The sequence below is a fragment of the Alloactinosynnema sp. L-07 genome (assembly GCF_900070365.1).
In the GTDB taxonomy this organism is placed as follows: domain Bacteria; phylum Actinomycetota; class Actinomycetes; order Mycobacteriales; family Pseudonocardiaceae; genus Actinokineospora.
The window spans coordinates 6,197,684-6,209,678 of sequence record NZ_LN850107.1 but is presented as its reverse complement, the minus strand read 5'-3'; the positions used below and the strand labels follow the sequence as shown (position 1 = coordinate 6,209,678).

At 69.8% G+C, this 11,995-nt stretch carries 13 protein-coding genes; 3 read left to right on the top strand and 10 right to left on the bottom strand.

Annotated features, from left to right (window positions below; translation table 11 throughout):
- Positions 1–26: 26 nt before the first annotated feature.
- From BN1701_RS28355 to BN1701_RS28345, 3 genes are all read right to left on the bottom strand, one after another.
- A complete protein-coding gene (locus BN1701_RS28355; RefSeq protein ID WP_231949737.1) occupies positions 27–632 on the bottom strand; it encodes a hypothetical protein in 606 nt (201 codons plus the stop codon).
- Positions 633–706: 74 nt separating this feature from the next.
- Positions 707–1,300, bottom strand: a complete 594-nt coding sequence (locus BN1701_RS28350) for a hypothetical protein (RefSeq protein ID WP_157368265.1) — start codon at positions 1,298–1,300, stop codon at positions 707–709.
- Positions 1,301–1,425: 125 nt separating this feature from the next.
- On the bottom strand, positions 1,426–3,720 hold the full coding sequence (locus BN1701_RS28345) for a sodium-translocating pyrophosphatase (RefSeq protein WP_054053852.1): 2,295 nt from the start codon (positions 3,718–3,720) through the stop codon (positions 1,426–1,428).
- 259 nt (positions 3,721–3,979) lie between these two features.
- Between BN1701_RS28345 and BN1701_RS28340 the strand changes: the two genes are divergently transcribed.
- Positions 3,980–6,307, top strand: coding sequence for a DEAD/DEAH box helicase (locus tag BN1701_RS28340; RefSeq protein WP_054053850.1), 2,328 nt, complete (start codon positions 3,980–3,982; stop codon positions 6,305–6,307).
- Between the two features lie 413 nt (positions 6,308–6,720).
- Here the strand turns inward: BN1701_RS28340 and BN1701_RS28335 are convergent, their stop codons facing one another.
- From BN1701_RS28335 to BN1701_RS28315, 6 genes are all read right to left on the bottom strand, one after another.
- Complete coding sequence (locus tag BN1701_RS28335; RefSeq protein ID WP_054053848.1) at positions 6,721–7,350, bottom strand: bifunctional DNA primase/polymerase; 630 nt, start codon at positions 7,348–7,350, stop codon at positions 6,721–6,723.
- 320 nt (positions 7,351–7,670) lie between these two features.
- Positions 7,671–8,057, bottom strand: a complete 387-nt coding sequence (locus BN1701_RS28330; RefSeq protein WP_054053846.1) for an Rv3654c family TadE-like protein — start codon at positions 8,055–8,057, stop codon at positions 7,671–7,673.
- Positions 8,054–8,404 (bottom strand): TadE family type IV pilus minor pilin, encoded by a 351-nt coding sequence (locus BN1701_RS28325; RefSeq protein WP_054053843.1) that lies wholly within the window; start codon positions 8,402–8,404, stop codon positions 8,054–8,056. The genes BN1701_RS28330 and BN1701_RS28325 overlap by 4 nt, the downstream gene beginning before the upstream one ends.
- Positions 8,401–8,565 (bottom strand): DUF4244 domain-containing protein, encoded by a 165-nt coding sequence (locus BN1701_RS34760; protein WP_082860108.1) that lies wholly within the window; start codon positions 8,563–8,565, stop codon positions 8,401–8,403. The genes BN1701_RS28325 and BN1701_RS34760 overlap by 4 nt, the downstream gene beginning before the upstream one ends.
- A gap of 12 nt (positions 8,566–8,577) precedes the next feature.
- Positions 8,578–9,363: a type II secretion system F family protein gene (locus BN1701_RS34755; protein WP_082860107.1), complete on the bottom strand. Its 786-nt coding sequence runs from the start codon at positions 9,361–9,363 to the stop codon at positions 8,578–8,580.
- Positions 9,360–9,560 (bottom strand): hypothetical protein, encoded by a 201-nt coding sequence (locus tag BN1701_RS28315; RefSeq protein ID WP_054053841.1) that lies wholly within the window; start codon positions 9,558–9,560, stop codon positions 9,360–9,362. Before BN1701_RS28315 ends, BN1701_RS34755 begins: the two co-directional genes overlap by 4 nt.
- Before the next feature lie 885 nt (positions 9,561–10,445).
- Between BN1701_RS28315 and BN1701_RS36080 the strand changes: the two genes are divergently transcribed.
- Both BN1701_RS36080 and BN1701_RS28310 read left to right on the top strand, forming a co-directional pair.
- The gene (locus BN1701_RS36080) at positions 10,446–10,583 is read left to right on the top strand and encodes a hypothetical protein (RefSeq protein ID WP_157368264.1); all 138 of its coding nucleotides are present in this window, start codon (positions 10,446–10,448) and stop codon (positions 10,581–10,583) included.
- 58 nt (positions 10,584–10,641) lie between these two features.
- Entirely contained in the window at positions 10,642–10,863 is a 222-nt protein-coding gene (locus tag BN1701_RS28310; protein ID WP_054053839.1) for a hypothetical protein, read from the top strand.
- Here the strand turns inward: BN1701_RS28310 and BN1701_RS28305 are convergent.
- Positions 10,850–11,995, bottom strand: a complete 1,146-nt coding sequence (locus tag BN1701_RS28305; protein WP_054053837.1) for a TadA family conjugal transfer-associated ATPase — start codon at positions 11,993–11,995, stop codon at positions 10,850–10,852. The two genes, BN1701_RS28310 and BN1701_RS28305, sit on opposite strands and share 14 nt — an antisense overlap.

Below are 11,995 nucleotides of genomic sequence, written 5' to 3'. Positions count from 1 at the left end.
ATGAACCTTTACCACCTGTAGCACGGTCAGGACACGACGCGCATCCGCGAAACCGCGGGCCAGTGGTCACCACACCCAGCATCGACGGGCGGTCCGACCAGCTCGGACAGGCGCCCCAGCCGCCGCCTGCCGATGATCTTGACACCACTGCCGCCTGCCAGCATCGTCGCAGGTAGACCGCATCTGCCCAGTGCGTCAAGCAGCGGCTCGTGGGTCTGCGGGGCGGCCGGGTCGAGCGGCAGCAGGTATCCGCTGTCCACCCACCTGCCCGCCGCCAGCACCCACATCCGCAACGTCGCGCCGTCTGGCGTGAACCCGCCAGGCACTGTCTTATGCGTGCCACCGGACTGGACGCCGCTGGACCACGCCGCGGCCAGGGGGCCCAGGTCGGCCCTGAACGCCGTGCAGAGCGTCCGCGCGTCGTCCTCGACGCGGATCTGCGCCCGCACGCCCCGCTCGGCGCAGGCGGCCACCAGCGCCCGCGCCCGCCACGCGTCCTCGACCGGAACCATCAGACGCGCGGTCGCCTTGGCGAACACAGCGGTCTGCCCCGGTCCGCAGAGCAGTCCCGCGAGATCTGCGACCCGCGGCCGCGTCGCCTCGGCGGAGAAGAAGGACATCTGCAGCGCCACGACTGCCAGAATAGAACAAGAGTTCGATCACGGTAAAGCGTCGGGCGATCACCGGATCGTGCGAGTCGTCCGGCTCAGGAGGTCGGCGTGGCGCCGCCCGGGTCCTGCAGCGCCTTGCAGCTGGCCGCCTTCTCGAAGGCCTCGTTGAGCTCGCGGTTGCCGCGCAGGCCCTTGGTCGGGTCCTCCATCTCGCCGAGCTTCTGCAGGTCGGTACCTACCTGAGTAAATCCCGCCTGGAACGCGGCCGGGTCGGTCACGTCGACCTTCGCCAGGTTGTCCTTGGCGGTGCTCACCGTCGCCTTCGCTTCCTCCAGCGTGTCGACCACGCGCTTGGCCGCGGTCTCTCCGTCGGCGACCGGCGGGCTGCCCGCGGACTGGATTCCGCTGACCATCCGTTCGAGGGCCTTAACCAGGTCGTCGAGGTAGGCGACCATGCCGTCACGGGCCTTCACCGGGTCGGTGGGGTCGATGTTCGGCACCTTGCTGAACGCCTCACGCTCCGGGGCGACCGTGGAACAGACCTTCTCGGCCCAGGCGACGGCGTCACCACCGCCGCCTGCCCCGGTTGCCGCCGACGTGCCGCCGGAGGTGCTCGGTGTGTCGGAACCGCAGCCCGCGATGCCGAGCGACAACGCGAGTACCGCGACCGCGGCGAGACGACGAACCATGGTCAACTCCTTGACCTGGGGCGAACGAGGGCGCTTGTGATGGTTCCACGACAGCCCGTGACCCGCAGTACAAGAACGAGGGCCGGTCCCGCCAGCGGCGGAACCGGCCCTTGTTCTGAGCGACCTCAGACGCCGTTGGAGACCGTCTCCGCAGGCGTGTCGGCGATCGCGGTGCCACGACGCTTGGACACGACGACCGCGACCACGATCAGCACCACCGCGATGGCGGCGATGGCGACCCGCAGGCCGGTCGACGCGTCGGCGCCGACCGTGAACGTGACGATCGCGGGGGCGATCAGCAGCGAGACCAGGTTCATCACCTTGATCAGCGGGTTGATCGCCGGACCGGCGGTGTCCTTGAACGGGTCGCCGACGGTGTCACCGATGACCGTGGCGGCGTGCGCCTCGGACCCCTTGCCACCGTGGTTGCCGTCCTCGACCAGCTTCTTCGCGTTGTCCCACGCGCCACCGGAGTTGGCGAGGAACACCGCCATGAGCGTGCCCGTCGCGATGGCGCCGCCCAGGTAACCCGCCAGCGGGCCGACGCCGAGGCCGAAGCCGACGGCGATCGGGGCGAGCACAGCGAGCAGACCAGGCGTGGCCAGCTCACGAAGGGAGTCGCGCGTGCAGATGTCGACGACCTTGCCGTACTCCGGCTTGCCCGTGCCCTCCATGATCCCCGGGATCTCACGGAACTGGCGGCGCACCTCGAACACGATCGCACCCGCCGCGCGCGTCACCGCGTTGACCGCGAGACCGGAGAACATGAACACGACCGACGCGCCGATCAGGATGCCGACGAGCACGTTCGGGCTGAAGACGATGAAGTCCTTGTCGCCGAACGTGCCGCCCACCTCGGCGAGTGCCTCGGTGATCGCGGTCTGGTACGACCCGAACAGCGCCGTCGCGGCGAGTACCGCCGTGGCGATCGCGATGCCCTTGGTGATCGCCTTGGTGGTGTTGCCGACCGCGTCGAGCTCGGTCAGGATCTGCGCGCCATCACCGTGCACGTCGCCGGACATCTCGGCGATGCCCTGGGCGTTGTCGGAGACGGGGCCGAAGGTGTCCATCGCGACGATGACGCCGACCGTGGTCAGCAGACCGCAGCCCGCCAGCGCGATGGCGAACAGCGAGATGACGAGCGAGCCGGAAAGCAGGAACGCGCCGTAGACCGCGCCGCCGATGACAATGGCGGTGTAGACGGCCGACTCGAAACCCACCGAGATACCCGACAGGATGACCGTGGCCGCACCGGTGAGCGAGGTCTTGCCGACCTCCTGGACCGGCTTGTGCTCGGTGCCGGTGTAGTAGCCGGTCAGCCAGAGGATCACGCCCGCGAGCACGATGCCGATGATCACGGCGATGGACGCGATCAGCGCCGGGCTGCCCGGGGTGTTGGCGGCCTCAGTGGACAGACCGGTCAGCTCGCCGAAGGTGGTCGGCAGGTAGATGAACGCCGCCGCCGTGCACAGGACTGCCGAGAACACTGCGGAGATGTAGAAGGAGCGGTTGATCGCGGTCAGGCCACCCTCTCCCGGACGCGCCTTGGTGATGTAGACACCCAGCATCGCGGTGATCACGCCGAGCGCGGGCACGATCAGCGGGAACAGCAGGCCCTGCACACCGAACGCGGTGGTGCCCAGGATCAGCGCGGCGACCAGGGTCACCGCGTAGGACTCGAACAGGTCGGCCGCCATGCCCGCGCAGTCACCGACGTTGTCACCCACGTTGTCGGCGATGGTCGCCGCGTTGCGGGGGTCGTCCTCGGGGATGTTCTGCTCGACCTTGCCGACCAGGTCGGCACCGACGTCGGCGGCCTTGGTGAAGATACCGCCGCCGACACGCATGAACATCGCGATGAGCGCGGCGCCGAAACCGAAGCCCTCCAGCACCTTCGGAGCTTCGCCGGTGTAGACGAGCACCACGATGGCCGCGCCGAACAGGCCGAGACCGACGGTCGCCATGCCGACCGCACCACCGGTGCGGAACGCGATCCGGGTGGCCTTCTCCCGACCCTCCGGCTCATTGGCGGCCGCGGCCACGCGCAGGTTCGCCTGCGTCGCCAGCCACATGCCGAGATAGCCGATGGTGAACGAGAAAGTCGCGCCCACCAAGAAGAACAGCGAGCGGCCTACTCGTTCGCCGACGCTATCCGCGGGGAGCAAGAACAGCAGCAGGAAAACCGCGCTGCCGAAGATCAGAAGCGTATTGCGCTGTCGCTTGAGATACGCCGCGGCGCCCTCTTGGACCGCTTTGGCGATGTCCTGCATCTTGGCGGTTCCTTGGCCTGCGGCCAGAACCTCTTTGAGCAGGACATAGCCGACGGCAAGAGCGGCGAGGGCGATCACGGCGACCACGACGACAACACCGCGATCGCCGCCGGTGAGCGTCAGGTCGGCCGCGAGGGACTGCCCGGACATCCGTCCTCCTGATGATCTGCCTGTTTCAGCGCCGACATCCGCCCAAGCGTGCGTCGACTCCGATTTCGACGTGTGCACCACCACAATCGGTGGGATGACGGCGGAGTCTATTGGTAAGGCGGATCACAGACGCGAGCCGTCCCATAACGTGCACTGTCCGTTATGTTACGTGGGCTTAATGTGACCAAAGTCTCATGATCATCTCCTTTGGGAAAGCCTTTCGGGCAATGACGTCGCCCCGGTGTGCGAAGCTCGACCGGTGGGTGCGGAACGCGGCGGACTGCTGCTCAAACGGGTGCTCGCCGGGGTGCCCGCCGGAGAGAACCCCCTCACCCATGTGGCCGAACTTCCCGAACGCGAACCCACCGTCGCCCCCTGGCCGCCCTGGGCACCGACCCGAGTGATCGAGTCCTTCGCCCGCTGCGGAGTGGACTCGCCTTGGGCGCATCAGGCCGAGGCCGCCGACCACGCGCACAGCGGCCGCAGCGTGGTGATCGCGACCGGAACCGCGTCGGGGAAGTCACTGGCCTACCAACTGCCGGTGATCTCCGCGCTGACCGAAGACCCGCGCGCGACAGCGCTCTACCTCTCACCCACCAAAGCCCTCGGCGCCGACCAGCTGCGCTCCCTGCGCGAACTGGACCTCGGCGACCTACGGGCGTGCTCCTACGACGGCGACACCCCGATGGCCGAGCGCGACTGGGCCCGCGCCCACGGCCGGTGGATCTTCACCAATCCCGACATGCTCCACCGCGGCGTACTCCCCGCGCACGCCCGCTGGGCCACGTTCTTCCGGCAGCTGCGCTACGTGGTCGTGGACGAGTGCCACAGCTACCGCGGCGTCTTCGGCTCCCACGTCGCCCTCCTCCTGCGCCGCTTGCGCCGCGTCGCCCGCAAGTACGGCGCTGACCCGGTGTTCGTGCTCGCCTCGGCCACCGTCGCCGACCCCGCCGCGTCGGCCACCCGCCTGTCCGGTGTGGACTGCGTGGCGATCACCGACGACCGCTCCCCCCGCGGCGCCAGGACGGTCGCACTCTGGGAACCGCCACTGCTCGACGACCTCTCCGGCGAGAACGGCGCCCCGGTCCGCCGATCGGCGGGCGCGGAAACCGCGCGAATCCTCGCCGACCTGGTCATCGAGGGCGCCCGCACCCTCGCCTTCATCCGCTCCCGACGCGGCGCGGAGCTGACCGCCCTCAGCGCCAAACGCATTCTGTCCGAAGTGGACGCAGACCTCGCCGACCGGGTCGCCGCCTACCGCTCCGGCTTCCTCCCAGAGGAGCGACGCGCGTTGGAGAAGGCGCTGACCACCGGCCAACTGCTAGGTGTGGCCAGCACGAACGCACTCGAACTCGGCGTCGACATAGCGGGCCTCGACGCGGTCGTCGTCGCGGGCTACCCAGGCACCGTGGCGTCGTTCTGGCAACAGGCCGGGCGCGCGGGCCGAGCCGGGGACGGCTCGCTGGTCGTCTTCGTAGCCCGCGACGACCCACTGGACACCTACCTGGTGCACAACCCCGCCGCGGTACTCGACAAGCCCATCGAGGCGACCGTCACCGACCCCGGCAACCCCTATGTACTGGCCCCACAACTGGCCTGCGCCGCGGCCGAACTGCCACTGACACCGGACTGCCTGGCACCGTTCGGCCCGAACGCCCAGACAGTCCTCGACGGCCTGGTCGACGACGGAGTCCTGCGCAAACGCCCTGCGGGCTGGTACTGGACCTCCCGCGACCGCCCACACGGCGACGTGGACATCCGCGGCTCCGGCGGAGAGCAGATCGCGGTGGTGGAAGAGGACTCCGGCCGAATGCTCGGGACCGTCGGACCAGGCAGCGCATGCACAACAGTCCACCCTGGCGCGGTCTACTTGCACCAAGGCGCGTCCTACGTCGTCGACGACCTGGATCTCGACGCCGGGCTCGCGATGGTGCACGCGGAGAACCCGGATTGGTCGACCCAACCGCGCGAACTGGTCGACATCACCGTCCTCAACACCTTGTCCCGCCAGGTCCACCGAGTGGCAGGCGGGGAGGTGACGGTGTGCCTCGGCGAGGTCGCCGTGACCTCTCAGGTGGTGGCCTACCTGCGACGACTGCCGTCCGGCGAGGTCCTTGACCAGGTACCGCTCGACCTGCCCGAGCACACCCTGACCACCCGCTCGGTCTGGTACACCTTGACCGACGACCTACTCGCCGGTCTTGCGGGCCTCACCCCCGCCGACATCCCCGGCGCCCTACACGCCGCCGAACACGCGGCGATCGGCCTGCTTCCGCTGTTCGCCACTTGCGATCGCTGGGACATCGGCGGCGTGTCGACCGCGCAGCACCCAGACACAGGGCGAGCGACGGTGTTCGTCCACGACGGCCACCCTGGCGGCGCGGGCTTCGCCGACCGCGGTCACTTGGCACTGCTCCCCTGGCTCACAGCAACGCGTAAGGCGATCAGAGCGTGTGAATGCCCGGCAGGTTGTCCGTCCTGTGTGCAGTCACCCAAGTGCGGCAACGGGAACGAGCCCTTGGACAAAGCGGGGGCCGTCGCGGTGTTGTCTACCGTCCTGAGTGGACTTCGGCAATCCTCGGCCTGACTTCCCTTGAATGCGGCAGGCGCCGGGGGGCGCCGGTGTTGACACCGGCGCGCATCCCCGGCGCGCTGCATGCCGCCGAGCGTGCGACTGGCCTGCTACCGCTGTCCGCTGCGAAGTCCGAGACCGTCGGCGGGTTCACTCGCGCTGCGCTCGACACGTTGGGAGGCGTCCGTGTCGGGCAGGCGGTTCATCCCAGGGCGGGGTTACGCCGACTGCGGCGGGCGGTGCCGCAGGTCCTCGGTTCACTGGCGGTGCGGGAGGCCGTCGCCTCCAGATAGTGCTCGGCTGGCTGCCGGTCCGACGCCCGCCGAGGGCGGGAGGTGGCGGGAGACATCGGACAGGCGTAGCAGGTGGCCTCAGGCGATGGGGCGGGTCGGGAGCCCGTTGGCCACAGTGGTCTGGTTCGGTCTTCGCTAGTCGGCGCCGACGAGCTGGCTGACCAGCCGGTCCTGCGTCGGTTCGTGCAGTGCGTCGAGCAACGCGTCCTGGACGATGTGCGAGTGCGGGATCTCCCAGCCGCACACCTCGGGCTTGACCCGCCAGTGCACGATTCCGTGCTGATACGGGCTCGGCGGCAGGCTGATCCAGCTGCCCGCGCCGTGCAGGGTGATACTCGGGTCGACGGCGAGGTCGCGGTGTAGCGCGACACCGGTCAGGGTCAGGAAGTACCAGCGCCGCTCCGGTGTGGCGATGATCGGCACGGGAATCCCCACCGACCGCAGCACGCCCGCAGCACGCCTGCCGAGGTCGTCATCGACCTCGATCGCGTCGTACACGCGGCCCGTGGCCATCAGCAGGGTGTACGGGCGACCGGTCCACCAGGTCGCCACCTGCTCGGCCTTCGTGCCGATGCGTTCTTCCCAGTCGCGGTGGACCGGGGCGGGACCGGCGTCCTCCAAACCGTCGCGGCCAGCCCAGTGCGCACCCGTCGGGTAGGTGCCCGGCAGAACCGGCCAGCCCCGGAACGCGAGGCCGATCGCCTCCGCCCGCAGTTCGACCTTGAAAGCTCTCCGCCAGCTATCCGACCTCTCGGTTGCCAACATGTGGGGTGGTGCCTCCTCGCCGTGCGGACTCCGGGGTCGGCGTCCTACACAGGACTCAACGCCATTCGACGTGCGATACGTAACTTGCAGTCGACAACTGGTCGCTTTCGAGAGGTGAGTGAATGTTGACGTAACGGGGCGACCGAATACCGCCGCACCGGTCACCGTCGCCGAGTCGCTCACTCATACGGGTTGCGACCATGCCGCCTTCACGCTCGTTTGACATCCCGGCGCGGCGGGCCTGACCAGGGCGAATGTAGATCGACACGGTGTGCGACCAGGGTCGCAAGCCACCGATCGAGCGACGGATGTGATGCCGTTCACCGTCCGAGGTCGACCGTTCGACCGTCAACTACCGGGCCGGCGCGAGCGGCCGCCGCAGCCGGGCCGAACACCGCGGCCGCGCCCGGCGGCACCACCGCGACCCGCACCGTCACGTCCCATCCGCGCAACTCGCAGTCGACCAGTTCCGCGGACATCCGATCCGCCACCCACTGGGCCCGATCACAGGCGACCGCCTCGCCGTCGACCGCGTGCACGGCGCCGGCCAGGGCCGCGAGATCCGCGGCGCTCTCCGCGCGATGGCGTGCGACCACCACGGCCACCAGGCCGAGGACGAGCGACATCAGCGCCGCCAACGCCGCGATCACCCCGGCGGCCCAGACGGTGGCGAATCCGCTGTCCTCCGGTCTGCTCTGTCGATTCACATTCCTCCGTCTTCCGGTTCGGCGACAGCGAACGCGGCCGCGCTCACGTGGAGGCCGGGAACAAGGCCCGCAACCGGGTCGGCGTGGACCTCGACCGAGATGGCGTCCCCCTCCAGCGCGATCCGGATATCCGCGCCGCGCGGTGCGATCTCCGAGGCCACGGCCCGTGCCCGGTCCTGCTCGCCTCGGGCCGTCAGGCGGGCCGCCTCCCTGGCCGCGTCGACGCATCTGATGTAGTCGGCGGCGCCCGCGACGACTCCGGTGGAGAACACAAGGACGGTGGCGAGCAACGGCATGACCAACGCCGTTTCCACGGTGACCGCGCCGCGGTCGGAACGGCCTGTCATGCGCCGTCCAGCGCGCGCTGGATCAGTGCGGTCAAGCTCTCCGTCACACCAGAGCTGGTGACGATGGCCAAGAGCGCGGCGGACAACGCGGCGGCGACCAGGATGGTGAGCGCCCATTCGCTGCTCACGATGCCTTCGTCGGAGCTGATGAAGTTGTTCACATTGGGTTCCTTTCACAGTTGGTTCGACAGGACATCGGTCATCCCGAGCACGACCGGCACGATGCCGAGGCACAGGAAGGCTGGGAGGAAACAGAGCGCCAGTGGACCGGTGGCCAGCACGGCCACCCGTTGGGCCCGCGCCTCGGCGTCGTCGGCCGCGCGTGCGCGCACGTCGGCGGCGAGATCGCGGGCGACGCCCGCCAACGCGGCCCCCGACCTGGCGGTCCGGCGGGCTCCCCTTGCCAGCGCGGCCGTTTGCGGGCAATTGAGTGCGCCCGCCCATGCCTCGACCGGATCTCCGCCCATGGCGAGCAGGCCCGCCACGTCACGGAGCGCGCGGCCTGGCTGGTCGGGCAGATCGACGGCGATGGCACGGATCGCGGTTGGGACTGGCATGCCGGCCGTGAGACAGGCGGCTAGCAGGTCCCAAGTGGCAGCCAGGGTGGCCTCGTCGACCGGCGCCGCTCTGCCGCGGACGGCGCGGAATGTCACCCATCCGGCGATCGGCGCTGCCACGATCCCCGCGACCAGCCCGAGCGCCAGGCCGAACAGCACCCCAGCCGATACCGCGGCGATGAAGGCGAATCGCCGAGGTGGATGTCGGGTGGCGGGCGGTGGCGCCTGACTTGGCACGGTCCAGCCCGACGATCGTCTGAACAAGCGGCGAAAGCGTTTGCCCTTGGGCGGCCAGAAGCGTCCGCCCGGTCGAGGACTGCCGAACAGGCGCGCGAGCCGGGTAGGCGCCGAGCGGTGTGGGAAGCCGATGAGCACGGCGATGGCCAGGAGTAACGCGGTCATCTTGTGGCCTTTCCGGTGAGGCGGGCAGTCCAGGTGACACCGGCGCACACCAGCGCGACGCCGATGACGAGCAAGGTCTGACCGACTGGAGAACTGGTCAGCACCGCGATTGGCGCGGCGCCCATCGACTCGCCGAGAGCCAGGGCGAGAAGGGGGAGGAGTGCGAGCATCAGCGCGCTGGCGCGCGGGCCTGCCATCCGGGCGTTGACCTGTCGGTTGAAGCGAACCTGGTGGTCCAGATCAACGCGGACGGCCTCGAGGACCTCGGCGAGAGCAAGACCGTGCCGGGTGGCGAGCCGCCATGCGCGAGTGAGGGATCGGAGTGCTGAGTGGCCAGGACCAGTCGTTAGGAGACCAGGGCTGGCGGACTTGGGGGCAGAACATGTCTGAGCAAGATCGCGTGCGGGACGCCAGGCGCGAGACGCGGGACCGAGTACGGCCCACAGCGAGCTCAGCTTCGGGAGATCTGAACCAGCGAAACGCCGGCTTGCGGGTAGGCGAGGCAGGGCCAGCTTTGGGGCTTGCCAGGGCGTGGGGGAACGGTCGGGCACCAGGGTGCGGACCAACTCGGGATGCTCGGACGGGCCGTCGGGACCGCCAAGCGGGACAGGAATGGGTTGCGGGGCGTAGGAACTGCCGGTCGCGGTCCATGACTTTCTGGCACGGGTGACGGTCGCAGGCGAACTGGGTTGACCGGGTGCGTTGCCGGGTTTAGCTCGGCGGGTACCGGGCTTCTGACGGTGGAAAGGGAACGCTGCCAGTCGGGGGCTGGACTTGCGCCTTCGCCGAGCTGGTGTGAATTGGTGGGCGGGTGGAGTGAACTCACCGGCGGCGCGGGTTGGCTGTTCCGCAGGCGTAAGTGGGCCAACGGTGGGGGTTGGCGCGAGTCGTTGGGCGATTGGCGCGGGCACGCGGGTAGGTGGAGCCGGTCGGCGGGCTGGGGGCGTGCGCTGATCGACGGGCGTGAATCGGCCTGCGGGAGTGCGGCGCCGGATCGCAGGCCTCGGGCGTGGCCTGGTTGGTGGGGCTTCAACGGCGGGCGGGGTTTCCGGAGCGGTGAGTGCGTCGTCGATGTCGTTGCCGTGGCGGAGGGCGGTCGCTGCGGCTTGGAGGGCGGTGGCCGCGGTGGGGTGGGCATCGGTGGCGGCGGCTTCGGCGGCTTGGGCTGGGTGCGCGCCCGCCTTGAGTTCGGCGACGAGGGAGCGGAGGGCTTCGGCTAGGCCTTCGGTGGCGGCTTGGGACTCTAGGTTTTGCCTGCGGTGGTGGAGCTGCCGCCAAGTGGTGATCGCGATGAGGGTGGCGGCGACGGCGCCGGGCAGGCCCGCGGTCAGCCAGCCGATGGTGGCCACGCAGGCAATTGCCAGCGGCGTGATGTGGGTTGGTCGGGTGAGTCGGAGTTTTGGGCGGCGGCTTGTCATGGCCCGCAAGCGGCGGGATGCGGTGCCGGAAGGCCACATCAACAGGGCTCCGGCGAGCAGCAGCAAGGTCAGCACCGGGTGAGTCCGATCTCGCTCGCGGGTGGGACCGGGTCTCCATGTGTCCACAGTGGAGTAATACGAAGGCCGTCGTCCGTCCGCGCGACGGAGGCGATCTCGCACAGTCGGCGGACGCCGGTGGCCGAGCGTCGCATGTGGAGGATCAGGTGGATGGCGGCGGCGGCCTGGCTGTGGAGGGCGTCGCGGGCGAGGCCGCCCAGGGCGGCCAGTGCCTCCAGGCGTGCCGGTACTTCGGCGGGTGAGTTCGCGTGGACGGTGCCCGCGCCGCCGTCGTGGCCGGTGTTGAGGGCGGACAGCAGGTCGCAGACCTCTGCGCCGCGGACCTCGCCGACAACGATGCGGTCGGGGCGCATGCGCAAGGCTTGGCGGACGAGATCGCGTGGGGTGATCTCGCCCGCGCCCTCGATGTTCGGGGGGCGGGTGATCAGGCGGATGAACTGGGGATGGTCGGGCTGCAGTTCGCCCGCGTCCTCGACGCAGACCACGCGTTCGGCGGGCGGAACGGCGGCGAGCAAGGCCGACAGCAGGGTTGTCTTGCCGCTGCCCGTGCCTCCTGAGACGAGGAACGCGACTCTGGCCCCGACTATCGCGGTGAGAAGCGCCCGGGTCGGGCCGTCGAAAGTGCCGAGGCGCTCCAGGTCGACCAAGCCGTGGGCGGCTGGGCGCAACACCCGCAGCGAGAGGCAGGTGCCCGCCTCGGCGATCGGCGGGAGGACCGCGTGCATGCGGACCCGGCCGCCCGCCGCGGCGGGAACCCAGCCGTCGACGTAGGGCTGAGCGTCGTCGAGGCGACGGCCCGCGGCCATCGCGAGGCGTTGGGCGAGTCTGCGGACGGCGGCGTCGTCGGGGAACTCGACCTCGGTTCGGCGCAGTCCGTCCGGGCCGTCGACCCAGACCTGGTCCGGGGCGGTGACCAGCACATCAGTGGTGGCCGGGTCCCGCAGCAGCGGATCGAGTGGGCCCGCGCCGACGAACTCCTGCCGCACGAGGTTCAGGGCTGAGAGCACGTCGTCGTGTCCGACCAGGCCGCGTGCCTCGGCGCGGACCGCCTGAGCGACCGCGGCGGCGGTGATCTCGGGCGAACCTGCGAGCCGCCTTCGGACGCGGTCGACAAGTTCAGTGGCGGGCACGTGCAT